Raw genomic sequence first — 26,062 nt, 5'->3', positions numbered from 1 at the left:
CATCCACCCTAGGTTCTACGTTGTCCTTGCTCGACGCTGAGGTGAGCGGTCCTAGCCCTGCAGCGGACTCTTCGCCCCCAGCGCCACCAGGGTCGGCGCCTGCACCGCATAGCCGTGGCGGGCGTAGAAGCGCTCCAGTTCGCGGGGCTGCGGCAGCTGGCCGGTGAAGATCCTCACGTACTCGGGAATGCGCTGCATGCGTGTCAGCGCGTCCTCGCGGGTGTTCATGCTGATGTAGCCGATCTGCGTCAGGTAGGTGGAGCGGGCCCGCACGTCGGCGCTCAGGCCGTCGTAGCCGAAGCGCTCGAACATCTCGGTCAGGGCCGCCAGCCGCGCCCGGTCGGCCACCTCGACCTCGTCCGCGACCCTGGATTCCTGCAGCGCCCAGCTGCGCACCGCGAACTCGAACTGGGAGTCGAACAACGCCGGGCTCAGCCAGCAGTCGAACACGTTGAGAATGGCCTCGGCGATGCTCTCGGCATAGCCCTCGGCCTGCCTGACCAGATTGCCGGTGTTCTTCGCCCGCCAGCGCTCGAGCAAGGCCGCCAGCAGCTCCTCGCGGTCCTTGAAGAACCAGTAGAAGCTGGTGCGCGACAGGTTCAGTTTCTTCGCCAGCGGCAGGATCCGCACGGCCTCGACGCCCGACTCGATCAGGCCCTCGTACGCCGCTTCCAGCCAGCCCTCGGCCGAGCCGCGCCAGCCGCTATCGCTGGATTTGCTTTGGGTAGTCATGGCCCGATCCTAGCGGCCGCTCCCCCTCTGCACAAGCGGAATGTCCAACTCCGTCGGCAGAAACGACACAGCTGTACAGTAACCGCCAAGCCGCATCGCCCGTGGATATTCCACGATCGGCAGTCAGAGGCCCTGCAACCCTTGAATTTGCTCTGTAGAAACCATTGCCTGCGACAGGAAATAGTCGAGAGCGACATCGTTGCCCGAGGCAAATGTACATTCAGGTTGATTAAATAGACACTCATGTACATTGCTTCCGACCCGTGACCCGAGCCCTTCCCCGCGTGGAGCCCAGACCATGTCCAACGACCCGCTTCTCCAGCCCTACCAGCTCAAGCACCTACGCCTGCGCAACCGGATCATCACCACCTCCCACGAGCCGGCCTACCCCGAGGACGGCATGCCCAAGGCGCTGTACCGCGCCTACCACGTGGAGCGGGCCAAGGCCGGGGTGGCGCTGACCATGACCGCCGGCTCGGCGGCGGTGTCGCGCGACAGCCCGCCGGTGTTCAACAACATCCTCGCCTACAAGGACGAGGTGGTCGGCTGGATGAAGGACCTCACCGACGAATGCCACGAGCACGGCGCCGCGGTAATGATCCAGCTCACCCACCTGGGCCGCCGCACCCGCTGGGACAAGGGCGACTGGCTGCCGGTGGTGTCGCCCTCGCACAACCGCGAGGCGGCCCACCGCGCCTTCCCCAAGCGGATCGAAGACTGGGACATCGAGCGCATCATCAAGGACTACGCCGATGCCGCCGAGCGGATGCAGGCCGCCGGCCTGGACGGCATCGAGCTGCAGGCCTACGGCCACCTGATGGACCAGTTCTGGTCGCCCCTGACCAACGAGCTGGACGGCCCCTACGGCGGCTCCCTGGACAACCGCCTGCGCTTCACCTTCGACGTGCTCAAGGCCGTGCGCCAGCGCGTGGGCAACGAGTTCATCGTCGGCGTGCGCTACACCGCCGACGAGGCCCTGAACGGCGGCCTCAGCGCCGAGGACGGCCTGGACATCTCGCGCCGCCTGAAGGACAGCGGCATGGTGGACTTCCTCAACATCATCCGCGGCCATATCGACACCGACGCCGGCCTCACCGACGTCATCCCCATCCAGGGCATGGCCAGCGCGCCGCACCTGGATTTCGCCGGGCAGATCCGCGCCGCCACCGACTTCCCCACCTTCCACGCGGCGAAGATCCAGGACGTGGCCACCGCGCGCCACGCCATCGCCACCGGCAAGGTCGACATGATCGGCATGACCCGCGCGCACATGACCGACCCGCACATCGTGCGCAAGCTGATCGAGGGCCGCGAAGAGGCCATCCGCCCCTGCGTCGGCGCCAACTACTGCCTGGACCGCATCTACCAGGGCGGCGCCGCCTACTGCATCCACAACGCCGCCACCGGCCGCGAAACGACCATGCCCCACGAGATCGCCAAGGCCCCCGCGCGGCGCAAGGTGGTGATAGTCGGCGCCGGCCCGGCGGGCCTGGAGGCGGCGCGGGTGGCCGGCGAGCGCGGCCATGAGGTGGTGGTGTACGAGGCCGCCGACCGCCCCGGCGGGCAGGTGCGCCTGACCGCGCAGAGCCCGCGCCGCCGCGAGATGCTCGGCATCATCGACTGGCGCATGAGCCAGTGCGAGGCCCTGGGCGTGACCTTCCACTTCAACAGCTGGGCCGAGGCCGAGACCATCCGCGCCGAGCAGGCCGATGTGGTGATCATCGCCACCGGCGGCTACCCCCACACCGAGGTGCTGGAGGCCGGCAACGAGCTGGTGGTGTCGGCCTGGGACATCCTCTCCGGCGACGTCAAGCCGGGGCGCAACGTGCTGCTGTTCGACGACGCCGGCGACCACAGCGCCCTGCAGGCCGCCGAGCTGATCGCCCAGAGCGGCGCCAAGGTGGAGATCATGACCCCGGACCGCAGCTTCGCCCCGGAGGTCATGGCCATGAACCTGGTGCCCTACATGCGCGCCCTGCAGCAGCTCGACACCACCTTCACCGTCACCTACCGCCTGGCCTCCGTGGCCCGCGACGCTGGCGGGCTGCTGGCGCAGATCGACAGCGATTACGGCGGCGTGCGCAAGCAGCGCCAGGTCGACCAGGTGGTGGTCAACCACGGCACCCGGCCCATGGACGAGCTGTACTTCGAACTCAAGCCCTACTCGCGCAACCTCGGCGCGGTGGAGTACGCCGACCTGATCCACGGCCAGCCGCAGCAGCGCGACGACAACCCGGCCGGCGAGTTCCAGCTGTTCCGCATCGGCGACGCGGTGGCCGCGCGCAACACCCACGCGGCCATCTACGACGCGCTGCGGCTGGTGAAAGACCTCTAAACGCCGGGCCGAGCTGTCCAGGAGGCACCGGGAGCAGATGACTGTCGAACCGTCATCTGCCCTTCTTCCATCAGGTCGTTTGACCGTTGCCATGGTGGGTCAGCCGCGTAGCGGTGTAACCCAGCCTACGGGCTTGTGGCGCCATTCCGTATTCGGGTAGCTTCGACCCAAGCAATGACGCACCCCGCAGGCAGGACGCCAGTAATCTTCCCCTGCTTGCACAGCGAGCTCCATCGACCGAGCCTTCCCGGTAGGGATACCGTCGTGATCCAGACGCATCGCCGCCCCGAACCGACTACACAGGTCAGGTTTGCAGGTGGACTGTCTATGCCGACACCTGGAACTGCGCTCTTTACGGTAGTCGTGGACGAACGAAAGACGGAAGTCACGCGAACCCGCGCCCCGACAGGCGTGCTGGCCTAAGCTACTGCTTGGCATCTGGCTTTCATAAAAAGCTAGGTGGTGTGATGCGAAATAATGCGGAATTCGCGACTATTGGATTAGTGCAGAGCTCCATCTAATCACTGTTATGACCAGGAGTTATAAACCTTGAGACAGGTCGTAGTAGCAATAGAAACAACTGGCTCAGAGCTTTCTGCTGGCCACAGGATCGTTGAGATTGGTTGCGTGGAGCTGATCAATGAGAGATTAACTGGCCGTCATTTCCATGTATACATAAACCCTTCTCGCCCTATTGATGAGTCCGCCATAGAAAGACATGGTATAACAAGCGAGTTTCTTACTGACAAACCACAGTTCGCAGATATAGCGGAAGAGTTCTTAGATTTTTTGAGGTTTGATGAGGTAGTTACGTACAATGCTGGATTCGTTTTATCTTTTCTTGCACACGAAATATCCTTATCCGGAGTAGATAAAAAAAGAGACGGCTTAACGAACGATGTTGTAGATGTCCTACTAATAGGCAATGAAAGACACCCAAACCAGAATAATAGCCTTTTGAATCTTTGCGAAAGATATTATGTGGACACATCACAAACCGAACTAACCGGAGCACTATTTAGAGCTGAAATAATAGCCGACCTACTGCTCGCACTAATAAACGAAAGCACCAGGAAAATCACATCTGACCTCAGCAGGTACGAAGAAGGTGAGAATCTTGTTGTTATAAAAACCTTTTCCGACTTAGACCAAGCAATTGACGGCATAAGTAAATCTGCTTTGTGTAGAGGGGTGTCTAATCACGAATACCCTCTGTTACCGTCACTTTTTCGGCATACCGATGTCGAGTCTGCTGATGTGCGTGAGCATAATCTTATGTGGGTTTTTAAAACTCATGCTAAGCCACACCTGCAAAGCAACCCTGAAAATGATGTCGAATGGCTAACTATTGCACAACATCACGGCCTTCCCACAAGATTGCTAGACTGGAGCTTGAGCCCGTTAGTCGCCTGTTTCTTTGCTGTCCAGAGCCTCAGTAAGACAGATGCTGCGATTTATGTTTACGACATAGGGAAATTTAAAAAAGAGGAGGATATAGATTGCTCCAAGCTTAAAGATATCGTTGCATTCTTCCCTTCTCACGCAACAAAGAGAGTAACGGCGCAGTCTGGGATGTTCACCATCCATCCGAGCAGCAACATGAAGCTTGAGTCAAAATCAATTAAGAAAATTGTAATCCCTGCAGATAGAAAGAAATACTTTATGGAGAAGCTTGTTAAGTATGGTGTTCATCCGGGAACGATATTCCCAGATCTCGACGGCCTTTCTAATTACATTAGCTATTTGAATGGCTACCGCAGCTAAAGGGGTCGGAGTGATTTATTTTTATTCACTCCGCCCCCTTTATGTTCTTTATGTTCAGCCCCCTTCTCCTGGGTCTGCGTTTTTATACAACAGTAATGGACAAACAAAATGCGGAAGTCACGAGCTAAAGGGTCGGAGTGATAAAAAATACTCCTACCCCTTTAACGAAATAGAAAAGCCCCCTAAAACTTCGGGGGCTTTTTTCGTACGGCGGTAGGGCTCTGGGCCGAGGGCACTACAGCCCCTCGCCCGGCTCCTCCGGCACAGGGACCGGCACCAGGGCAGGCTCCGGCAAGGTGCCACCCTGGCGCGACAGGATGATCGCCGCGACCACCACCATCAGGCCGCCGCCGAGCATGCCGGCGCTGATCTGTTCGCCAATCAGCAACACGGCGATGGTCACCGCCACCACCGGCTCCAGGGTCGACAGGGTGGAGGCGGCGGACGAGCCGATCAGCGGCGAGCCGGCGAGGAACAGGGCCACCGGCAGGATGGTGGCGAACAGGGCCAGGCCCAGCATCGACCACCAGGCCGGCGCCCCGGACGGCGTACTCGCCCCCCAGAACAGCGCGGCCACGGCGAAGGTCAGGGCGCAGCCCAGCAGCACCATGGCCGCCGAGGCCAGGGGCTGTTCGTGGCGAATGCTGTGGGTGCCGTAGACGATGGCCGCGCCGTAGCTCAGAGCGGAGAACAGCGCCCAGAGTACCCCGGTGAGGTTGCCGCGCAGGCTCAGGCCGGTGGCCAGCAGCACGCCGCCCAGGGCCAGCACCAGGCTGAGCAGTTTCAGCGCACTGGTACGCTCGCCCAGGTAGGCGATGGAGATGGCGGTGACGAAGGCCGGGAAGGAGAACATCAGGATCACCGCCAGGCTCACCGAGGTGCTGCGGCTGGCGGTGTAGTAGCCCAGGGCCGCCAGACCGTAGCCGATGCCCACCAGCAGGTTCTGCCCGGCCAGGCGCCCGCGCGGCAGGCGTATGCCGCGCAGGCGCAGGAACAGCAGCAGCAGCGCGGCGGCGATGGCGAAGCGCACCAGCAGCAGGCCCACCGGGTCGGCGCCGCCGGCATAGGCGTACTGGGCAAACAAGGGTTGCAGGCCGTAGCAGAAGGCCGACAGCAGCACGAGGATGAAGCCCCGGGCGTAGCCGTCGTTCAGGACCAGGGGAGGCGCACTGTGCATGATTGGGGATACCTGCTGAGCGAGGGTCGGCCAAGACTAGGCCCCGCACAACCCTGGGAGTTATGCGGGGCCGCCGGTTGCATGCCAGGGGCCGTCAGTCGGCCAGCTTGCGCGCCATGGTGGCGCAGTACCAGTCGTCGAACTGGCACACGCCGTTCTCGGCGATGGAGGAGTAGGGCCCCGGCTCGTAGGCCGGCGAGCTGACCCCGGCCTGGGTGCCCTCGACCAGGCGGCGGTCCTGGTCGTTGGTGGCCAGCCATACCCGGGTCAGGGTCTCCAGGTCGTAGTCGAGGCCTTCCTGGGCGTCCTTGGGCACCAGCCATTTGGTGGTCACCAGGGTCTCGTTGGGCCCCTGGGGCAGCACGCGGAAGCTCAGGGCGTGGTCGCCGAGGAAGTGGTTCCAGGTCGAGGGGTAGTTGAAGTACAGCAGCGCGCCGATGTTCTCCACCCCGCTGTTATCCAGGCGCCGGGCCACCGCCGGCTTGCCGTTCATGGTGTAGCTGACGGCGCCGGCCGACAGCGGGATGCGGGTCATGCGGAACTGGCCGTGCTCGTCCATCACCAGGCGGCTGGGCAGGCCGGCCGCCTCGCAGCGGTTCCAGTGCTCGACCAGCTCGGGGTCTTCCTCACCGCCGACCCCGGCCACCGAGAGGTTTTCGACGAAGGAGTTCATCAGCTCGGGGTGGGTGCCGTCGCAGTGGAAGCACTCGCGGTTGTTCTCGAACACCAGCTTCCAGTTGCCCTTCTCCACCAGGTTGGACTCGAAGGCCACCTTGCAGTCGTCCAGGTTGTGCGGGGCGATGAAGGGCGAGACGGCGGCGCGGAACGTTTCGAAGTCCGGCGCCTGCTCGGCCACACAGACATAGATGTAGCTGTTGACCACCTGGCAGTGGGCCGGCTTGAGGCCGTAGTCGGCGTTGTTGAAGTCCACGCCCATGTTGCCGGCGAACAGCAGCTTGCCGTCCAGGTCGAAGGTCCACTTGTGGTAGGGGCAGACCAGCTTGGCGACCTTGCCGCTGGCCTCGGTGCACACCTTGGAGCCGCGGTGGCGGCAGGCGTTGTGCAGCGCGCGGATCTGCCCGTCGCCGCCGCGCACCACCGCCACCGGGTAGTCGCCGATCTGCAGGGTCAGGTACTGGCCCGGCTTCTCCAGCTCGAAGGTATGGCCGGCGAAGATCCATTCCTTGTGCCAGATCTGCTCGAGGTCCTGGCGATAGACCTGCTCGTCGCTATAAAGCGCGCGCGGCAGCGCATGACGCGGTTTACGTTGCTGGATGAGGTCTGCCACCGCTGCTTTGTTGTTCACTTATATGCCCTCCAACACTTATTCATGAGTCGATCGCGCAGTGTTTATCTTCACACTGCGCAAACCATCGGGAATCCACTGGGGTTTGCCCCGGGCGACCAGGGCTACTGTTAGAAGACGCTTTCGGATACTCTCCGGGCCCAGCGCCGGGGCGCGTTATCGCTGTCGCCACCTTGGAAAGTCTAGAGGCCGGCTATAGTCAGCAGAACCGACTTTTTATTCAGGATATTGAATACCTGTTGTTATGGTTATACATACCGAACCCGATCAGACGCTGATCAAGATGCCCTCCCTGCGCGCGGTAAAGTCTTTCGTCGCGGCGGCCAAGTACCAGAACTTCACCCGCGCGGCCGAGGCCCTGTGCGTGACCCAGGCGGCCATCAGCCGGCAGATTCGCGAACTGGAGACCTATCTCGGCGCCGAGCTGTTCAAGCGCGCCGGCCGCGCGGTGGAGCTGACCGCCGCCGGCTCGATCTTCTACGACGCGGTGCAGCTGTCCTTCGTCAACATCGCCCAGGCCGCCGAGCGCATCCGCACCCACAACGCCGGCAAGCGGGTGCTGACCCTGTGCTGCTCGCCGGCGTTTTCCGCGCTGTGGCTGGCCCACCGCCTGCCGAGCTTCTTCAGCGCCAACCCGGACATCGACCTCAACCTGATCACCACGCAGAACTTCCTGTCGATGGAGCCGGGGGTGCGCCCGGACATCTTCATCACCAAGATGGCCAAGGTGCGCGAGGGCTACCGCAGCACGCCGCTGTTCCATGACGTCATCTACCCGATCTGCACGCCAGGCTATCTGCAGGACCACCCGGAGCTCGGCAGCATCGAGGGCCTGCGCGACAGCGTGCTGCTCAACCTCAGCCCCTACGGCCGTTCCCAGGTGGCCGAGCACGTCGACTGGGGCGTCTGGCTGGCCTTTCACAACGTCGACATCGAGGCGCGCAGCAGCGACAGCCCGCACTTCTTCAACGCCAACGACTACAACATGCTGATCCAGATGGTGCTCAACCATCAGGGCGTGGCGCTGGGCTGGCACCACCTGGTCGGCCACCTGGTCGAACAGGGCCTGCTGGTACGCCCGGTAGCCGAGGAAGTGGTGCATAAGGAAAGCCAGCACTACCTGACCTTCAACGAGGACAAGGAAGACGACGAGGCCTGTTGCCGGCTGCGCGACTGGCTGATACAGCAAGTTTGATAACTTCAAGTTATTGTTAGCCCGAACTTTAAGTTATCGATAGCGCTCGCCAGACTCACCTGGGATTAACCCAATCTTCCCAACCATAAAAAAACCTGCCGCCGGCAGGTTTTTTTATGGTCTGCCCTCCCTGCGGCCCGTCGCTATGCGCCGTCGATAATTGTTCCCGGCGATTTTTATGCCTGTGCCGAGTTGCAGGCAGCAATCCATAACCATGGATTATTAATTAACGGCCCTAAATGTTGCTTTTTGCCCGGCGCCGAACGGCCGTAACCTTTTCTCGAAATCGCCCCCCCATTCAACCCCTTACGACTCAGGTGAGCGCATGAACTTCGATGGTATCTGGACTCCCGTAGTAACGCCCTTCAACGCCGCCGGCGCCATTGACTTCGAGGCGCTCGGCAAGGTCATCGACAGCCTGATCGGCGACGGCGTGCACGGCCTGATCATCGGCGGCACCACCGGCGAGTACTACGCCCTGAGCAACGCCGAGCGCAAGCGGCTGTTCGACGCGGTCGCCGAGCAGGCCAAGGGCCGCATCACCCTGATGGCCGGCATCAACGCCACCAGCACCGAGGAGAGCCTGGACCTGGGCCGCCATGCCAAGGCCGCCGGCTTCGACTGCATCCTCCTGGCCGCGCCCTACTACTGCCAGCCGACCCAGGAGGAGCTGCTCGCCCATGCCCTGTGCGTGGACGACGCCCTGGACCTGCCGATCATGCTCTACAACTTCCCGGCCCGCACCGGCACGCCGATGAGCTTCGAGTTCATCGACGCCCTCAAGGGCCGGCCGAACTTCCAGGCGATCAAGGAGAGCACCGGCTCGATCGAGCGCATGCATACCCTGACCCAGGAATACGCCGACCAGCTGCAGACCAGCTGCGGCATGGACGACCAGATCCTCGAATTCTTCACCTGGGGCGCGCGCAGCTGGGTCTGCGGCGCCTCCAACTTCCTCGCCCGCGAGCACGTGGCCCTGTACCAGGCCTGCGTGGTCGAGCAGGACATGCTCAAGGGCCGCCAGCTGGCCCAGCGCCTGCTGCCGATGCTCAACCTGCTCGAAGGCGGCGGCAAGTTCTGCCAGTACATCAAGGCCGGCTGCGAGCTGGCCGGCTTGCCGGTGGGCCCGACCCGTCGTCCGCTGCTGCCGCTGAACGAGGCCGAGTTGGCGGCGTTCAAGCAGACCTATGAGCAACTGATCGCCCATCGTTCTTAAGCCACCAGGCCCGGAGGCAGTGCCCATGCAGCTGCAATGCAATTTCCTGCCCCAGGACGATGGTCACTGCGGCTGGTACGAGACCCTGCCGCCGCCGCCCCCCAGCACGCCGCTGCGCGGCACCGTGCAGGCCGACTGGGTGGTACTCGGCGCCGGCCTCGCCGGCCTGGCCGCCGCCCGCCGCCTGGGCGAACTGCAGCCGGACGCCTCGGTGGTGCTGATCGACGCCAAGCGCGTCGGCTTCGGCGCCGCCGGACGCAACTCCGGGTTCATGGTCGATTTGCCCCATGACCTGACCTCGCACAGCTACACCAGCAGCCACGAGGCCGATCACAAGATCATTCGCCTCAGCCGCGGCGCCATCGACTACACCCGCGAGATCGTCCAGCGCCACGGCATCGACTGCGACTGGCGCGAGCAGGGCAAGCTGCACGGCGCGGCCAATGCCCGCGGCGTACATGCCCTGGAGTCCTTCGCCAAGGGCCTGTCGGCCCTGGGCGAGCCCTATCGCCTGCTCAGCGCCGAGGACATGAAGGCCGTCACCGGCAGCGACTTCTACCAGGCCGGCCTGCATGCCCCCGGCTGCGTGCTGGTGCAGCCGGCGGCGCTGACCCGCGGGCTGGGGCAGAGCCTGCCGGAGAACGTGCGGCTGTTCGAGGACAGCCCGGTGCTGAAGATCGAAACCGGCCAGGTGCATAGCCTGACCACCGCCCAGGGCTGCATCAAGGCGCCGCGCCTGGTACTGGCGAACAACGCCTACGCCGCCAACTTCGGCCAGCTCGGCCTCAAGGGCCGCCTGCTGCCGATCTACACCTACGCCAGCATGACCCGCCAATTGACTGCCGAGGAACTGGCGCGCCTGGGCGGCGAGGACAGCTGGGGGCTGATCCCGGCCGACCCGCTGGGCTCCACGGTGCGGCGCCTGGGCAACGGGCGCATCTGCGTGCGCAACTCCTTCACCTACAACCCGGACGTGCACGCCTCGGCCGCCACCCTGCAGCGGGTGCGCCGGGCCCATCGCACCTCCTTCGAGCGGCGCTTCCCGATGCTCGCGGACGTGGCGTTCGAATACACCTGGGGCGGCGCCCTGTGCATCTCGCGCAACTCCGGCTCGCTGTTCGGCGAGATCGCCCCCGGGGTGTTCAGCGCGGTGTGTTGCAACGGCCTGGGCCTGACCCGCAGCACCATCGCCGGCAAGTTGATCGCCGAGTACGCCCTGGGGATGGACAGCGATCTGCTGAGCATCATGCTCGAACAACCGAAGCCCTGCAGCAATCCGCCGGAACCCTTTCTCGGCCTGGGGGTGCGTTCCGCCCTCGCCTGGAAAGAGTGGTCCGCCGGCGTGGAACTCTGAGACCTCTCATCCTTCAGGAGACAGACAATGACCGACGCCCTCACCCGCAGCGCCATCGACCAGCAGCTCGAGCGCCTGGAATACCGCAACCTGGCCTTTATCGACGGCCGCTTCGTGCCCGCCCGCTCCGGCGCCACCTTCGCCACCCTCAACCCGGCCACCGGCCAGGTCATCACCGAGGTGGCCGCCTGCGACGCCGAGGATGTCGACGCCGCCGTGCAGGCCGCCCGCGCCGCCTTCGACGCCGGGGTCTGGTCGAAACTGGCGCCGGCCGGGCGCAAGGCGATCATGCTGGCGTTCGCCGATCTGATCGACGCCCACCGCCTGGAGCTGGCGGTGCTGGAATCCCTGGAGGCCGGCAAGCCGGTGGGCGAGTGCTACGGCATCGACATCCCCGACACCGCCAACACCATCCGCTGGCACGCCGAGGCCGGCGACAAGCTGTACGACGCCATCTCGCCGTCCAGCCCGGGCAACCTCGGCATGATCCGCCGCGAGCCGATCGGCGTGGTCGGTGCCGTGCTGCCGTGGAACTTCCCCTGCATGATGGCCGGCTGGAAGCTCGGCCCGGCGCTGATCACCGGCAACAGCGTGGTCCTCAAGCCCGCCGAGCTGACCTCCCTGGCCACCCTGCGCCTGGCCGAGCTGGCCCATCAGGCCGGCATCCCGGCCGGCGTGCTCAACGTGGTGCCGGGCCTGGGCCACAGCGCCGGCAAGGCCATCGGCCTGCACCCGGACATCGACCTGGCGGCCTTCACCGGCTCCACCGAGGTTGGCCGGCTGTTCCTCGAGTACTCGGCCAAGAGCAACCTCAAGCGCGTGGTGCTCGAGTGCGGCGGCAAGAACCCCCAGGTGGTGATGGCCGATGCCGGCGATCTCGCGGCGGTGGCCGGCAACGTGCTCGCCGCGGCCTTCTGGAACATGGGCGAGAACTGCTCGGCCGGCTCGCGGCTGATCGTCCACCGCTCGCTCAAGGATGCCCTGCTCGAGGAGATGCTCGGCCAGCTGCAGGACTGGGCCACCGGCGACCCGCTGGACCCGGCCGTGCGTCTCGGTGCGCTGATCGAAGAGGCGCACATGGAGAAGGTCCTGGGGCATATCGAGCAGGCCAAGGCCGAGGGCTGCAAGCTGGTCACCGGCGGCGTGCGCCTGCACGCCGAGAGCGGCGGCTACTTCGTCGCCCCGACCATCTTCGAAGCCCCCTCCAACGCCGCCTCGGTGGCCCAGGAGGAGATCTTCGGGCCGGTGCTGGCGGTGATCGCCTTCGACACCGAGGAGGAAGCCATCGCCATCGCCAACGACACCTGCTACGGCCTGGCCGCCTCGCTGTGGACCGCCAACATCAACACCGCGCACCGCATGTCGGCGGCGATCCGCGCCGGCACCGTGTCGGTCAACTGTTTCTCCGAGGGCGACATCTGCACGCCGTTCGGCGGCTACAAGCAGTCCGGCTTCGGCGGCCGCGACAAGTCGATCTACGCCCACGACCAGTACTGCGAGCTGAAGACCACCTGGATCCAGCTGTCCTAGCGCCAGGCTCACCCGGCCGCGCCCGCGGCCGCCCCCCCTGAATCGACAGTCCCCTCCCGGCAAACGACGGTGAGGGGCCTTTGCCTATTGCCGAGAGTCGCCCATGAACCATCTCACCAGCAGTGAGTACCTCAACCCGGTCAGCACCCAGACCTGGGCCAACGGCCGCCATCTGGTGCGCTGCCTCAAGGTCATCCGCGAGACCGCAGACGTCCTCACCTTCTGTTTCAGCATGCAGGAGCCGGTGCTGTTCTTCTTCAAGCCCGGGCAGTTCGTCACCCTGGAGCTGGAGATCGACGGCGAGCAGGTGATGCGCTCCTACACCCTCTCCAGCGCGCCCTCGATTCCCTACAGCTTCTCCATCACGGTCAAGCGCGTGCCCGGCGGCCGGGTGTCCAACTGGCTGCACGAGCACCTCACCGAAGGCGGGGTGATCGCCGTACACGGCCCGGTCGGCCAGTTCAACTGCATCGACTTTCCGGCCGAGTAAGGTGCTGCTGCTCTCCGGCGGCGTCGGCATCACCCCGGTGATGTCCATGGCCCGCTGGTTCTTCAACACCAACGGCGAAGTCGACATGGTGTTCGCCCACAGCGCGCGCACCCCGGCCGACATCATCTACCGCGCCGAGCTGGACTACATGTCCACGCGCATCGACAACTTCAAGCTGCATCTGATCTGCGAACGCAACGAGACCGGGCAGATCTGGGGCGGCTACCGCGGCTTCCTCAGCCGCGAGATGCTGCAGCTGATCGCCCCGGACTTCCTCGAGCGCGAGGTGTTCTGCTGTGGCCCGGCGCCCTACATGCGCGCGGTGCGGCGCCTGCTCGGCGAGGCCGGCTACGACATGGCGCGCTACCACGAGGAGTCCTTCGGCGCGACGCCGGACGAGGATATCGCCACCGCCGAGGAACAGGCTGCGATAGCTCAGGCCGAAGAGCCCCAGGCCAGCCACTGGGTGACCTTCAGCGAGTCCGGCAAGTCGGTGCAGGCGGCACTGGGCAGCACCCTGTACGAGGCCGCCGCCAGCGCCGGCCTGACCATTCCCAAGGCCTGCGGCATGGGTATCTGCGGCACCTGCAAGGTGCGCGTGCTGAGCGGCGAGGCGGCCATGGAGCACAACGGCGGCATCAGCGAAGAGGAAATCGCCGAGGGCTATGTGCTGAGCTGCTGCACCCGGGTCAGCGGCGCCGTGGAGCTCGAGTACTAGGCGCCGCGCGCCTCACAGCAGGCCCAGCTGCAGGCTGGGCACCGCGACCACCGGCGCGGGCAGGTCGGGAAGGCCGGGCAGACGCAGCATCAGCTGGGCATGGAAACGCCGCGCCAGCTGCGTCGCCAGGCGGTTGTCCGGGGTGTGCAGGAAGGCATAGGGCGTGCGCCCGGCCTCGATCCAGGCGGCGAACTTGTCCAGCCAGGGGGCCAGGAAGGCATCGTTGGCCGCCAGCTCCGGGTGGCCGATGAAACGCAGCTGCGGCGCCTGGCTGAAGGCGGTCGGGCGCAGCGGCAGGCGCGGCTTCTTCGCCTGGGCGTGCAGCACGGCCGGATCGTCGGAACTGCAACTGAACAGCGCCCGGGAATCCAGGCAGATGCGCTCGATGCCGCGCCCCAGCAGCAGGCGGTTGAGCGCCCGCTCCTCCTCGCCCTTGGCGAAGAACGCCGGATGACGCAGCTCCACCGCCAGCTCGGCGCCGGCCCAGTGCTCGATGAAGGCGGCCAGCTCGCCCAGGCGCGCCGGACCGAAGCTCGCCGGCAGCTGCAGCCAGAACGGCGCGACCCGCGCGCCCAGGGGCGCCAGCAGCCGGCGGAAGGCATCGGCGGCGCCCAGCTGCTCGCGCAGGTCGCCGCCATGACTGATCTCCCGCGGCAGCTTGGCGCAGAAGCGGAACTGTGCCGGCATCGCCGCAGCCCAGCGCGCCACGGTGTCGGCCGAGGGACTGGCGTAGAAGGTGGTGTTGCCCTCCACGGCATTGAACAGCCGGCAGTAGAGCGGCAGGAAGTCGTTGTTGCGGGCATCGTCCGGGTACAGCGTGCCGCGCCAGGCCGGCTCGCTCCAGGACGGGCAACCGAGGAAATAGGGCAGCACTAGGCGTAGAGGTCGAGACCCAGCACCTGCTGCGCGTCGGACTCGGCGGCGAAGGAAGCGGTGCTGCTGTAGCTGGCGATGGCCTGGGCGGCGCGGCTGCTCAGGGCCGGCCGGTAGTCGGACGCCTCGGCGCGCGACTGCAGGTTGTCGCTGCCGCCGCTGCTGGCCTGCACCCGGCGCAACTGCGGGACCTGCTCGAAACCCTGGCTGCTGGCCGGGGCGGCCGGCTGCTCACGACGCGCCTCGGCTTCCCGCTGGGCCTCGCGATAGGGCGTGACCGCCGTCCCCGAGCGGGGGCCGCGATCTGGCGAGTAGGGGGCGATGGAGCCGTCGATGCGCATCAGTTACTGCTCGGCCGGGTTAGCCAACTGTGGGGGGGTTCGTCCAATCTACCGCCGCCGGCCAGGCTTGGCAATCGAGCGCCGGAGCGGGGCACGGCCTTTTACTGCGGTGCCTTGGGCGTGGCGACCTGGTCGCGCAGGTACACCGGCTGCGCCTCATCGGCCGCCACGGCCTCGCCGCGGGCCCAGGCGAAGCGGGCCAGAGCCAGCAGGTCTTCGGCATGGGGCAGCATGGCGCCGTCCTGGCCGGCCAGCATCGCCGGCAGCCGCAGGGCGTGGGTGCCCCAGCCGGTGCCGGCGCCGAACCAGTCGCCGGCGGCATCGCGCGGCAGAGCGGCCAGCTCCGGCGGCAGCACGGCCTCGGCGCCGAGCAGGCGCATCTCGCCCTGCTCGGCCCGGTAGCAGCCCCAGTAGACCTCGTCCATGCGCGCGTCGATGGCGGCGGCGACCTGCTGCGCGCCATGCTCGCGCAGCGCCCGCTGGGCCAGCACGGCCAGGTTGGACACCGGCAGCACCGGCCGCTCCAGGGCGAAGGCCAGGCCCTGGACCACGCCGATGGCGATGCGCACCCCGGTAAAGGCCCCGGGTCCACGGCCGAAGGCGATCCCATCGACCGCCGACAGGGCGACACCCGCGTCTTCCAGCAGGGTCTTGACCATCGGCAACAGCCGCTGGGCATGCAGGCGCGGAATCACTTCGTAGTGGCTGAGCACCTCGCCGTCGTGCAGCAGGGCGACGGAGCAGGCTTCGGTGGCGGTGTCCAGAGCCAGGAGAGTAGTCATTGCGTTCGGACAGGTGACGAGAAGGAGCGGCATTAAAACGGCTTGAGGCTTTTTTTTCCAGCGCAATCACGTGAGTTCGCGTCTGTCACGCGAACGGACCAGCCGGGCAACAGGCCCGCGCCGGGCCACAACAGCCCGGCGCAAGCACTGCAAACAGCGATTTACCAGGGCTCGATGACGGTCTCTGCTTCCCAGGCTTGCAAAGGCGCCTTGGACCAGGTGCCGTAGCTCGCATTGGGGAAGACGATCCACTCGGCGCCCCACTTGTCGGCCTCGGCGGCCACGGTGGCGCGCTGGTCGGCCAGCGGCGTCTTGCGGAAACGCCCATCGAAGTCATGCAGCGTATCGCCCAGCAACAGCACGACCTGATGATCGGCACTGACGATGGCGCGCCGCTCGACCTTGGGCGGCCCCAGCAGTAGCACGCTTTGCGCCGACACCTGGGGCAGACCGAGCTTGCTCAGGGTGGCCAGGGTGTTCTGCTTCTGCTCGTCGGAACGGTCCGAGATATAGCGAATGGTCACGCCCAGGCTGTCGGCGTGCTGCAGGAACTGCTTGGCGCCGGGGATCAGCTGCGGGGTTCCGTCTCGTTCCCAGGGCAGCCAGGTGTCCCAGGCGTCATAGGTGTGGCAGTTGGCAAGGTCCCGCGCCAACAGTGCGCTGTTATCAATGACGGTTTCATCCAGGTCGGTAACGATGGCCAACTTCGACGGATCTTTCGCGGCGGCCACTGCCGCATCCAGCTTCAGCGTAGCGATGTTGTAGGCCTGCAGCTGCAGGGCCTGAACTTCCGCAGACTGCTGCTGAAAGCGCAGCCCCATGGCGAACTCGGCGACTGCACAGTCTGCCTTGGGTTGCGCCTTGGCATCGGCGAACGCCGCAGGGCTCCCCGCCAGCGCTAGCGCAAGGCCCAACCAGATAGCACTTTTTGCTGTTTTCTCGGTCATTAAATGCGCTCTCTTCCTTAGCATGGGTAAAGACTTAAGGTCTATGACCATCCCTCCGTGGTCTAGACCAACACGGAGGCTAGCTTAGGCGAGAAAGATTGCTGTTCTGTGAACGACGCTCAGTGACTCCGGCGCGCCACTTGCAGAAACGACAACGGCCCGCAAGCGGGCCGCTGATCGAGGGCGAGGCGGACTCAGCTGAGTGCGGCCAACACCTTGGTGGTGATCTCGTCCACCGAGCCGACGCCGGCCACCGCGCTGTACTTCGGCGTGCCTTCGGCAGCCGCGAGCTTCTGGTAGAAGTCCACCAGCGGCTTGGTCTGGGAGTGGTAGACCGACAGGCGGTGACGCACGGTCTCTTCCTTGTCGTCGTCGCGCTGGATCAGCTCCTCGCCGGTCTCGTCGTCCTGGCCGGCGACCTTCGGCGGGTTGTGCTCGGTGTGGTAGACACGGCCGGAGGCCGGGTGCACGCGCCGACCGGCGATGCGGCTGACGATCTCCTCGTCGTCGACGGCGATCTCGACCACGTAGTCGATGCTCACGCCCGCTTCCTTCAGGGCTTCGGCCTGGGGAATGGTGCGCGGGAAGCCGTCGAAGAGGAAGCCCTTAGCGCAGTCCGGCTGGGCGATGCGCTCCTTGACCAGGTTGATGATCAGGTCGTCGGAGACCAGGCCACCGGCATCCATGACGCTCTTGGCCTGCAGGCCCAGCTCGGTGCCGGCCTTGACCGCGGCGCGCAACATGTCGCCGGTGGAGATTTGCGGAATGCCGAACTTCTTGGTGATGAAGCCAGCCTGGGTACCTTTACCGGCACCGGGCGCCCCCAGCAGAATCACGCGCATCGATGTGCTCCTCAAGATTTACCTAGTAATCGTCGGACTCGCCTCATGGGGCCAATCTCAAAATGGTTTCGGCAACGCTCGCACGGGTGCCAGACTGCCAGAAGGCCGATCAAGATACACAGCGCACCCCTGGCGCACAAGCCGCCGAAAGTCGCAGAAGAAGGCGACATCCGGAGGGCCGAAAGACACCCGGAACGCCGCCGACAGACCCCGCCCGACTCTGCCGCGAGGCCCGGCAACAGGCCTCTCAGCCGGTGTTGCGCAAGCCCGCGGCGATCCCCGCGACACTGACCAGCAAGGCCTGCTCCAGAGGGCTGTCGGCCTCATTCTGACGCTGCCTGGCGCGAGCCAGCAGCTCGGCCTGCAGCAGGTGCAAGGGGTCCAGATAGGTGTTGCGCACGCTGATGAATTCCAGGGTCTCGGGGCTGTGCGCCAGCAGGTGCGACTGCCCGGTCAGACCCAGCACCGCGACCACCGCCTGCGACAATAGGTCGCGTAAATGCTCGCCCAGAGGTCGCAAATCCGATTGCACGAGACGCTCGTCGTAGAGCCTGGCAATCGCCGCGTCGGCCTTCGCCAGGACCATCTCCAGCATGTCGATGCGGGTACGGAAGAACGGCCAGTGCTCGCGCATCTGCCCCAGCAGCTCGCCCTCCCCGCGCTTCAGGGCGTTGCCCAGGGCGTACTCCCAGCCGAGCCAGGCCGGCAGCATCAGGCGGGTCTGGGTCCAGGCGAAGATCCAGGGAATGGCCCGCAGGCTCTCCACCCCGCCCTCGCGGCGCTTGGCCGGTCGACTGCCCAGCGGCAGGCGGCCGAGCTCCTGTTCCGGCGTGGCCTGACGGAAGTAGTCGACGAACTGCGGGTGCTCGCGCACAACGCCGCGGTAGGCCCGGACGCCATCGGCGGCCAGCCGGTCCATCAGTTCGCGCCAGGCCGGCTCCGGTGTCGGCGGCGGCAACAGGGTGGCCTCCAGCACCGCGGCCAGATAGAGGTTGAGGTTCTGCTCGGCGATGTCCGGCAGGCCGAACTTGAAGCGAATCATCTCGCCCTGCTCGGTGGTGCGGAAGCGCCCCGCCACCGAGCCCGGCGGCTGCGACAGGATCGCCGCGTGGGCCGGACCGCCGCCACGCCCCACGGTGCCGCCGCGGCCGTGGAACAGCAGCAGCTCGACACCGTGGCCGGCGCAGACCTGCACCAGGGCTTCCTGGGCGCGGTACTGCGCCCAGGCCGCCGCGGTGGTGCCGGCATCCTTGGCCGAGTCGGAGTAGCCGATCATCACCTCCTGGGGGCCTTGCAGACGCGCGCGGTAATCCTCCAGGCCGAGCAGGCGGTCGATCACCGGCCCGGCGTTGTCGAGGTCGGCCAGGGTCTCGAACAAGGGCACCACGCGCATCGGCCGCAACAACCCGGCCTCCTTCAATAACAGCTGCACCGCCAGCACATCCGAAGGCGCGCCGGCCATGGAGATCACATAGGAGCCCAGGGAAGCGGCCGGCGCCGCCGCCACCTCGCGACAGGTGGCCAGCACCTCGGCGGTCTCGGCACTGGGCTCGAAGTGCGCCGGCAGCAGCGGCCGGCGGTTGCCCAGCTCGGCCAGCAGGAACGCCTGGCGCGCCTGCTCGTCCCATTCGCCATAGCGGCCCAGGCCCAGGTAGTCGGTGATCTCGTCGAGGGCCGCGGCATGCCGACTGGCGTCCTGGCGCACGTCCAGACGTACCAGGAACAGGCCGAAGGTGCGCGCCCGGCGCAGGCAGTCGAGCAGTGGGCCGTCGGCGATCACGCCCATGCCGCAGTCATGCAGGGAGCGATAGCACAGGGTCAGGGGCTCGAGCAGTTCGTCGTTGTCCTGCAACACCGCCGCCGGCGCCGCCAGCGGTCCCCGCAGGGCGTCGTGGGCCCAGGTACGGGTCGCCCGCAGGCGCTCGCGCAGCTGCTTGAGCAGGCTGCGATAGGGTTCTGCACTGTCGCCGACCCGCTGGCGCAGCTCCGCGCTGGCCTGTTGCATGGACAGCTCGGCCGCCAGCTGGTCGATATCGCGCAGGTACAGGTCGGCGGCCATCCAGCGCGCCAGCAGCAGCACCTCGCGGGTCACCGCCGCGGTGACATTGGGGTTGCCGTCGCGATCACCGCCCATCCAGGAGGCGAAGCGAATGGGCGCGGCCTCCAGCGCCAGGCGCTGGCCGGTCGCCGCGTGCAGCGCGCGATCGGCCTGGCGCAGGAAGTTCGGCAGCGCCTGCCACAACGAGTGCTCGATGACCGCGAAGCCCCACTTGGCCTCGTCCACCGGGCTGGGCCTGCTGCGGCGGATCTCCTCGGTGTGCCAGGCCTCGGCGATCAGCCGCTGCAGGCGCCGGGCGACCTGCTCGCGCTCGGCGGCGGACAGGTCGCTGTGGTCCTGGAGCGCCAGCTGTGCGGCCATGGCATCGTATTTCTGGATCAGGGTGCGCCGCGCTACCTCGGTCGGGTGGGCCGTCAGCACCAGCTCGATCTCCAGGCTGCCGAGCTGGCGCGCCAGGGCATCGGGGGCGTGGCCGCTGGCCTGCAGGCGCTGCAGCAGTTCAGGCAACACTCGCGCCTCGAAGGGCTCGGCCTCATCGCTGCCACGCCGCCGCACCCGGTGATATTGCTCGGCGATATTGGCCAGGTTGAGAAACTGGTTGAAAGCCCGGGCCACCGGCAGCAGTTCGTCGTCGCCAAGCCCGTCGAGGCTCTCGCTGAGCTGCTCGGCGCCGGCGGCCGAACCGCGACGCGCCGCCTTGGCGCCCTTGCGGATGCGCTCGATCTTGCCCAGGAAAGTAGCGCCGAGTTGCGCGCTGATGGTATTGCCCAGCAGTTCGCCGAGCTGATGCACGTCCTCGCGCAAACGCGCGTCGATTTCCGTCATGGTCCTTCCTCCAGCGGTGCTTGGCTCAAGAGTGCCCAGAGCGGCAACTTCTTACAAGCGCGCGACACCGACGAACCCGGGGCGGCCGAGAGCGGTCTAGTCTAGAGATAGGGCGAGCCCGACACCGACTTGCTCTCGCCATCGGATTGCGCAACCGCCTAGCCGTACTGGGCGAAGGACGAGGTAGTTATGAAGATTCGCGAACTTGTCCATCACTGGGAACAGAACTCCAAGGGCCGCCTGACCCGCAACACCTACCAGATCCATCTCGACCTGGAGGCCGCCGCGCGCCTGGCGGCGCTGACCGAGATGTACCCCAAGCACCACACCGAGGAGCTGCTCGGCGAGCTGATCGGCGCGGCGCTGGAGGAGCTGGAGGCCAGCCTGCCCTATGTCAAGGGCAGCCAGGTCGTGGCCACCGACGAGCAGGGCGACCCCCTGTACGAGGACATCGGCCCGACCCCGCGTTTTCTCGCCCTGTCGCGCAAGTACCTGCGCGAGCTGATGCAGCAGCAGGCCAGCGCCGAGCACTGAGCCCGGCGCCTGGGTCGCGCTACTGGGCGGCCGCGGGCGTTGGCTCGCCGAGGCAACGTACGGCCTGCTTGCGGTTGTCCACCAGCACCCCGGTGAGGCCCTTCTGCTGCAGGTCGAACAGCACCAGCACGCCATCGACGCACTGCGCCACCTGGTTGGCCGGCTTGAGCGAGACCTTGTAGTCCTCGCCGGGCACGGTCTTGAGCATGGTGAAGTCGGCCAGCAGCAGCGCATCCTGCGGCTTGGCGATATGCAGGTAACCGTAGTACCAGAGCACTGCGACCGTTGCGCAGATGCTGCCGATGGCGGTGAGAATCAGGGGAATGGGCTCGCGTTCACTCATTGTGGGCTCTCGGTGTCGGGAATGTCCGCCAGATGGCGCAGGCCGGCGAACCCGCCCGGGTCGCGCATGAACTGCAGCATCATCTGACGCCAGTCCGGGTCGGCAAAGGTCTGCACGTGACCGCCACGGGTCGGCTGGAACACCCGCGGCGGGGGCGCAGCTTGATACAAGCGCTCGCCGTTGGAAAGGGGCACCAGCGGATCATCGATGCTGTGGAAGATCAGCAGCGGCAGCCCCACCAGCTTCGGCATGACGTGAATGGCGCTGTCGTCGTCGGGCACCAGCCAACTCAGCGGCGTGCGCAACGGCCGGGTCAGCCAGCTGGCGCCGAGGGCGTGACGGGCGACCTCCCGGTAGCTGGCCGGCACGCCATCGAGGATCAGGCCGCTCAAGCGGGCACGCCGCTGCGGCTGCTCGGCCAGATAGTGCGTGGCCAGGGCTCCGCCCAGGCTCTGACCGAGGACGTACAGCGGCTTGTCCCGGACCTGCGGCGCCTGCTCCAGCCAGGCGAAAGCCGCGTCCAGGTCCAGATACACCGCCGGCAGGCTCGGCGCCCCCTCGGACAGACCGAACCCCCGGTAGTCCAGCATCAGCACCTGATAGCCCTGCTCCGGCAACCACCAGGTGCCGCCCAGGTGGCTGGCCAGGTTGCCGCCGTTGCCGTGCAGATGCAGCACCGTGCCCTTGACCTCTACCCCCTCCTTGGCCGGTAGCCACCAAGCATGCAGGCGGGTGCCATCGGCGGCCCGCAGGTATTGGTCGCGGTAGTCCAGGCGCGCATCGGCCGGGGTGAACGGCAGACCCCGCTCGGGATAGAACAGCAGCTGGCTGCAGCCGTGCAGGCACAGCAGCACGGCCAGCAGCCAGCCGCGTCGTTTCACTTGCCGCCGGCGCGAACTTCTTCGCGCGCCTTGTAGGTCGCCTCATACACCCGCTCGGCCAGGCGCGAGAACGGCAGGCTCTGAATCCACACGCTGCCGGTGCCCTTGAGCGTCGCCAACAGGATGCCCTCGCCACCGAACAGCATGCTCTTGAGCCCCCCGGCCAGGGCGATGTCGTAATCGATTCCCGAACTGAACGCCACCAGGCAGCCGGTGTCCAGGCGCAGGGTCTCGTCGTTCAGCTCCTTGCGGATCACCGTGCCGCCGGCATGTACGAAGGCCAGGCCATCGCCCTCGAGCTTCTGCAGGATGAAACCCTCGCCGCCGAAGAAGCCGGCGCCCAGGCGCTTGTTGAAGCTGATGCCGAGCGCCGTGCCATGGGCCGCGCAGAGGAATGCGTCCTTCTGGCAAATCAGCCGGCCACCCACCTCGGCCAACTGGATCGGCACCACGGTGCCCGGATAGGGCGCGGCGAAGGCCACCCGCGCCGGACGCGCTCCGGCGTTGGAGAAGTGCGTCATGAACAGCGACTCGCCGGTGAGCAGACGCTTGCCGACGCCCCACAGCGTGCCCAGCACGCCGCTGGCCGAGCCGTCGCCCATGCGCGTCTCGAAGCGCACGCCTTCGGTCATGTAGTTCATCACCCCGGCTTCGGCGATCACCGTCTCGCCCGGGTCGAGGATGATCTCCACGCTCTGCGCCGAGGTTCCGAGGATTTCGTAATCGAGCTGGTGGCTGGGCATTCGGGGCTCCTGGCAGTGCGGATTGGACGCTTTCCCGGATTGCATCCGGGCTACGGTTCACCTGTTTAAGGGCTAGGAGCGTCACGAGCGAAGGGCAGGCAAGGCGCGCACGGCCTGAAAAAGCGGAGTTTACGACTGTAAATGAGCATTTTTCAGGTCGCGCGCAACGCCGCATGACCGAGTGCAGTAGCTCCTAGAGGATATTGGCGTAGTCCGCCTCGATCCGGTCCAGACTCAGGTGGTTGAGGAAGTTGGAGAAACACATCCACGCGGACAGCGAGTTGAGATCGCTGAACTGCGGCGGCAGGTATTTCGGCGCCACCACCAGGCCCTCGTCGACCAGCTGACGCAGGGTGCGCATGTCCTCCAGGGTGGTCTTGCCGCAGAACAGCAGGGGGATCTGTTCCAGCTTACCCTTGCGCACCGCCAGCTGGATGTAGTTGTAGATCATGATGAAGCCCTTCAGGTAGGACAGGTCCTTGGTGAAGGGTAGCCCGGTCGGGGACGAGCCGCGAAAGGCGCGACTGGCGTTGCTGTAGCTGTCTTCCAGGCTGAAGCCCTGCTCACGGTAGAAACCACACACCTGCAGGAAGTCGGCGCCCTCCTCGGCCATGTGGATGGCGCGGGTGCGATTGGTCAGCTTGCGCAGGCGCGTGGGGTAGGAGGCGAAGGCGATCACCTCCATGAGGATCGCCAGGCCCTCCTGGGTCACGGTGGACGAGGGCGGCCCCTTGGCCAGGAAGGTACAGATCGGCTGGTTCTGCCCGTTGAGGGTGGTCGCCACGTGCACCAGGCCCTCGTGCACCTCCAGGGCCTTGACGTCGCGCTCGTTGAACACCGCGTCGGCGCGGATCTTGATGTAGTCGGCGCCGGCCGCCGCGTCGGCGAGGATGCCGTCGGACTCGAACACCCGGATGGTCTCCTCCGCCTCGCCGAACACCTTGTTCAGGCGATGCTGCAGCAGGTCGACGGCCTGCTTGGCGCTGAGGTTCTTCGGCTCGTCCTCGAGGTCGCCGCGCCGGTCGATGTTGTTCAGGTAGTCGGAGAACATCAGCCCCAGGTCGGACAGGGTCGGATCGCCGGCATGGAAGGCGTCGGACGCCGCGCCGTAGAGGTCCTGGGAGATCAGCCCGAAGTCCTCGGTGCCGCGCGCCTCGAGCATGCGAATGACCATGCGGTACTCGCGGCACATGCGCCGCATGATCTGGCCGACCGGGTTGAACTGGCCGAGCTGACGGGTGATGTCGCGCTCGATGTTCTGGAACTCCAGCTTCTTCGCCGCGGTATCGAAGGCCAACGGGCGACCGGCGTAATAGTCGCGGTCGACCGCCGGCAGCTTCTTGCCCTTGTGTTTGAGAAAGTCGCTGCGGACGTTGTCGTCCCACTTCACCGCATCCAGTACACGGATCGGCGTCTGCGCTTCGACGATGCGGTCGGACAAGGCCCGCACCGTCAGCTGGTAGTCGTCCAGTTCGTTGAGACTGTTCATCGATTCCTCGTTGCCACGCCCGCCCACAGGGAGCGGTGCGAATTACTGACCGGTGCGCTGGTAGCGCGCGACCTCGACGAACACATCCGAATTGGCCGGGTCGTCGAGGTAGGCGAACACCTTATCCAGCGGGCTGGTGACCAGGACGCCCTCGCCCTGGGGCGTCTCCACGGCCTCGCCCTCCAGCACGCCCTGTTCCATCTCCTGGAGGATGCGATCGACATCCAGACTGTAGAGCACCAGTTCGTTGCCGGTGGTCAACTCGAAGCCGGCGATGGCGAAGTTCGCCCCCATGCGTTTCGGCAGACCGACCGACAGGTACCAACGGCGGCCGTGGTGGGCCACGGTGAAGCCGTACTCCTTGAGGCTGTCGAGATTACTGGGGTCGCCGACATAGGTCTCGGCCTTGTACAGGTTGGAGCCGGCGCGGCTGACACGCAGGAACAGTTGCTCGCCCCAATCGTTGGTGCGCGACCACTCGCCGAGCAACGGGATGGGCGCCGCCTCATTGGCCGGGATCGGCTCCCTGAAGGTGACCAGGCAGCCACTCAGTAGCAGAAAGGACAAAGCGATCAGCGTACGCCAGGCTTTCATTACGCTCTCCTTGTAAAACGCTCGGCACTGCGTCAGCCGGACACAGGCGGCTCTGCCATGTAAGACAAACCCCGCCGGGGCGGGGTTCGGTGCGAGGCCCAAGCCCCCCATATATAACTTAAGCGTATAACACAGCCTCTCGCCCAACGCTCGCCCCGGATAGGCGACAGGGTTCAGAGCCCCAATACCAGATGCATATAGCGTTTAAGAATGGCCAGCATGCCCTGATTGTCCAGATGCTCGACGCCGTCGAGCAGTCCCTGGTATTCCATGCGCCGGATGATCGCGGTCAACAGCTGGGCATCCTGTTCCGGCTGGCGCGAGCCGAGCACCTGGAAGAAACGGATGACGCCCTGGGAGAGGATCTGCCCGTGGGCGCGCACCAGCTCGTGCAGGCGCGGATTGAGCAGGGCCTCCTGGTGGAACGCCTGCTCGGCGAGCAGGTGGTCGCGACGATTGACCAGCTGGTAGCGCACATACTCCACGGCCAGGCGGGCGATCTCGTCGGCCAGGAGGCGGCGAGCCTCGGGCGTGCCATCCAGATGGCCGACCAGCTCCTGCAGTACGCCTTCGGTGCTGTTCCAGAATTTCGCCATATAGGCGGCGCTGCGCTCGACGAACTGGGCGAAGGTGTCGGTGATCAGGTCGTTGATGTCTTTGAAGTAATAGGTGGTGGCCGACAGCGGCACGGCTGCCTCCGCCGCCACCGCGCGGTGGCGCACGGCCCGTACCCCCTCGCGCACGATGATGCGCATGGCCGCATCGAGGATCGCCTGGCGACGCTGTTCGCTGCCTTGCCGGCTGGCCTTGCGCCCCTGGTACTGGACACTCTCGGCAACGGCGTTGGCCACCTGGGCGGCGTTTTCTTGAGCAGGGCTGGGAGTCACGGCTGGGCTGTCCTCTGGCACGATCGCACGAACTACAGATTTAGCTTAGAGCCTGCCGGCCGGCATCTGGCCACAAAAAAGCCGCCCGAAGGCGGCTTTTTTCAG

At 65.8% G+C, this 26,062-nt stretch carries 22 protein-coding genes and 1 pseudogene; 8 read left to right on the top strand and 15 right to left on the bottom strand.

The features are described 5' to 3' along the window. Positions 1 to 51: 51 nt before the first annotated feature. Positions 52 to 732 (bottom strand): TetR/AcrR family transcriptional regulator, encoded by a 681-nt coding sequence (locus ACSX1C_RS00630; protein ID WP_318642936.1) that lies wholly within the window; start codon positions 730 to 732, stop codon positions 52 to 54. 298 nt (positions 733 to 1,030) lie between these two features. On the opposite strand from ACSX1C_RS00630, the gene ACSX1C_RS00625 reads away from it, so the two are divergent. Both ACSX1C_RS00625 and ACSX1C_RS00620 read left to right on the top strand, forming a co-directional pair. After that, the gene (locus tag ACSX1C_RS00625; RefSeq protein WP_439887792.1) at positions 1,031 to 3,067 is read left to right on the top strand and encodes an FAD-dependent oxidoreductase; all 2,037 of its coding nucleotides are present in this window, start codon (positions 1,031 to 1,033) and stop codon (positions 3,065 to 3,067) included. 549 nt (positions 3,068 to 3,616) lie between these two features. After that, positions 3,617 to 4,831 (top strand): FRG domain-containing protein, encoded by a 1,215-nt coding sequence (locus ACSX1C_RS00620; protein ID WP_439887791.1) that lies wholly within the window; start codon positions 3,617 to 3,619, stop codon positions 4,829 to 4,831. Positions 4,832 to 5,066: 235 nt separating this feature from the next. On the opposite strand, the gene ACSX1C_RS00615 is transcribed toward ACSX1C_RS00620, so the two are convergent. Further along, a complete protein-coding gene (locus ACSX1C_RS00615; RefSeq protein ID WP_439887790.1) occupies positions 5,067 to 6,008 on the bottom strand; it encodes a DMT family transporter in 942 nt (313 codons plus the stop codon). Between the two features lie 94 nt (positions 6,009 to 6,102). Continuing rightward, positions 6,103 to 7,314: an aromatic ring-hydroxylating oxygenase subunit alpha gene (locus tag ACSX1C_RS00610; protein WP_439887789.1), complete on the bottom strand. Its 1,212-nt coding sequence runs from the start codon at positions 7,312 to 7,314 to the stop codon at positions 6,103 to 6,105. A 244-nt stretch (positions 7,315 to 7,558) separates the two neighbouring features. On the opposite strand from ACSX1C_RS00610, the gene ACSX1C_RS00605 reads away from it, so the two are divergent. From ACSX1C_RS00605 to ACSX1C_RS00585, 5 genes and pseudogenes are all read left to right on the top strand, one after another. Then, the gene (locus tag ACSX1C_RS00605; RefSeq protein WP_439887788.1) at positions 7,559 to 8,509 is read left to right on the top strand and encodes a LysR substrate-binding domain-containing protein; all 951 of its coding nucleotides are present in this window, start codon (positions 7,559 to 7,561) and stop codon (positions 8,507 to 8,509) included. A gap of 325 nt (positions 8,510 to 8,834) precedes the next feature. Continuing rightward, positions 8,835 to 9,725 carry a dihydrodipicolinate synthase family protein gene (locus ACSX1C_RS00600; RefSeq protein ID WP_439887787.1) on the top strand — a complete coding sequence of 297 codons (891 nt, stop codon included), beginning with the start codon at positions 8,835 to 8,837 and terminating at the stop codon, positions 9,723 to 9,725. 25 nt (positions 9,726 to 9,750) lie between these two features. Next, entirely contained in the window at positions 9,751 to 11,079 is a 1,329-nt protein-coding gene (locus ACSX1C_RS00595; protein ID WP_439887786.1) for an NAD(P)/FAD-dependent oxidoreductase, read from the top strand. A gap of 27 nt (positions 11,080 to 11,106) precedes the next feature. Further along, positions 11,107 to 12,609: an aldehyde dehydrogenase gene (locus tag ACSX1C_RS00590; protein ID WP_439887785.1), complete on the top strand. Its 1,503-nt coding sequence runs from the start codon at positions 11,107 to 11,109 to the stop codon at positions 12,607 to 12,609. 103 nt (positions 12,610 to 12,712) lie between these two features. Next, positions 12,713 to 13,817, top strand: a pseudogene (locus ACSX1C_RS00585) (2Fe-2S iron-sulfur cluster-binding protein). Between the two features lie 12 nt (positions 13,818 to 13,829). Here ACSX1C_RS00585 and ACSX1C_RS00580 read toward each other — a convergent pair. The 6 genes from ACSX1C_RS00580 to ppc all read right to left on the bottom strand — a co-directional run bounded on the left by ACSX1C_RS00580 (position 13,830) and on the right by ppc (position 20,486). Further along, positions 13,830 to 14,690: a DUF72 domain-containing protein gene (locus ACSX1C_RS00580; protein WP_439887784.1), complete on the bottom strand. Its 861-nt coding sequence runs from the start codon at positions 14,688 to 14,690 to the stop codon at positions 13,830 to 13,832. Beyond that, positions 14,690 to 15,031, bottom strand: a complete 342-nt coding sequence (locus ACSX1C_RS00575; protein ID WP_318642949.1) for a hypothetical protein — start codon at positions 15,029 to 15,031, stop codon at positions 14,690 to 14,692. The genes ACSX1C_RS00580 and ACSX1C_RS00575 overlap by 1 nt, the downstream gene beginning before the upstream one ends. A gap of 101 nt (positions 15,032 to 15,132) precedes the next feature. Continuing rightward, the gene (gene tsaB / locus ACSX1C_RS00570; RefSeq protein ID WP_439887783.1) at positions 15,133 to 15,813 is read right to left on the bottom strand and encodes a tRNA (adenosine(37)-N6)-threonylcarbamoyltransferase complex dimerization subunit type 1 TsaB; all 681 of its coding nucleotides are present in this window, start codon (positions 15,811 to 15,813) and stop codon (positions 15,133 to 15,135) included. A 161-nt stretch (positions 15,814 to 15,974) separates the two neighbouring features. Further along, a complete protein-coding gene (locus ACSX1C_RS00565) occupies positions 15,975 to 16,760 on the bottom strand; it encodes a 5'-nucleotidase, lipoprotein e(P4) family (RefSeq protein ID WP_439887782.1) in 786 nt (261 codons plus the stop codon). A 194-nt stretch (positions 16,761 to 16,954) separates the two neighbouring features. Further along, a complete protein-coding gene (gene adk / locus ACSX1C_RS00560; protein WP_439887781.1) occupies positions 16,955 to 17,602 on the bottom strand; it encodes an adenylate kinase in 648 nt (215 codons plus the stop codon). A 247-nt stretch (positions 17,603 to 17,849) separates the two neighbouring features. Continuing rightward, on the bottom strand, positions 17,850 to 20,486 hold the full coding sequence (gene ppc / locus ACSX1C_RS00555) for a phosphoenolpyruvate carboxylase (protein WP_439887780.1): 2,637 nt from the start codon (positions 20,484 to 20,486) through the stop codon (positions 17,850 to 17,852). 189 nt (positions 20,487 to 20,675) lie between these two features. On the opposite strand from ppc, the gene ACSX1C_RS00550 reads away from it, so the two are divergent. Then, the gene (locus tag ACSX1C_RS00550; protein WP_318642954.1) at positions 20,676 to 21,020 is read left to right on the top strand and encodes a pilin assembly protein; all 345 of its coding nucleotides are present in this window, start codon (positions 20,676 to 20,678) and stop codon (positions 21,018 to 21,020) included. 19 nt (positions 21,021 to 21,039) lie between these two features. Here ACSX1C_RS00550 and ACSX1C_RS00545 read toward each other — a convergent pair whose 3' ends face one another. The 6 genes from ACSX1C_RS00545 to ACSX1C_RS00520 all read right to left on the bottom strand — a co-directional run bounded on the left by ACSX1C_RS00545 (position 21,040) and on the right by ACSX1C_RS00520 (position 25,957). Beyond that, positions 21,040 to 21,363, bottom strand: a complete 324-nt coding sequence (locus ACSX1C_RS00545) for a hypothetical protein (RefSeq protein WP_439887779.1) — start codon at positions 21,361 to 21,363, stop codon at positions 21,040 to 21,042. Beyond that, entirely contained in the window at positions 21,360 to 22,244 is an 885-nt protein-coding gene (locus ACSX1C_RS00540; RefSeq protein ID WP_439887778.1) for an alpha/beta hydrolase, read from the bottom strand. The genes ACSX1C_RS00545 and ACSX1C_RS00540 overlap by 4 nt, the downstream gene beginning before the upstream one ends. Beyond that, positions 22,241 to 22,987: a TIGR00266 family protein gene (locus ACSX1C_RS00535; protein ID WP_439887777.1), complete on the bottom strand. Its 747-nt coding sequence runs from the start codon at positions 22,985 to 22,987 to the stop codon at positions 22,241 to 22,243. Before ACSX1C_RS00535 ends, ACSX1C_RS00540 begins: the two co-directional genes overlap by 4 nt. 193 nt (positions 22,988 to 23,180) lie before the next feature. Next, a complete protein-coding gene (locus ACSX1C_RS00530; protein ID WP_439887776.1) occupies positions 23,181 to 24,476 on the bottom strand; it encodes a flavohemoglobin expression-modulating QEGLA motif protein in 1,296 nt (431 codons plus the stop codon). A gap of 42 nt (positions 24,477 to 24,518) precedes the next feature. Continuing rightward, positions 24,519 to 25,070, bottom strand: coding sequence for a hypothetical protein (locus ACSX1C_RS00525; RefSeq protein ID WP_439887775.1), 552 nt, complete (start codon positions 25,068 to 25,070; stop codon positions 24,519 to 24,521). A 173-nt stretch (positions 25,071 to 25,243) separates the two neighbouring features. Then, a complete protein-coding gene (locus ACSX1C_RS00520; RefSeq protein ID WP_439887774.1) occupies positions 25,244 to 25,957 on the bottom strand; it encodes a TetR/AcrR family transcriptional regulator in 714 nt (237 codons plus the stop codon). Positions 25,958 to 26,062 lie beyond the last annotated feature (105 nt).

This window comes from Pseudomonas sp. MBLB4123, from assembly GCF_051904775.1.
In the GTDB taxonomy this organism is placed as follows: Bacteria; Pseudomonadota; Gammaproteobacteria; order Pseudomonadales; family Pseudomonadaceae; genus Aquipseudomonas; species Aquipseudomonas benzenivorans_B.
The sequence above is the reverse complement of the archived record's forward strand: the minus strand, read 5'-3'. Positions and strand labels throughout refer to the sequence as shown.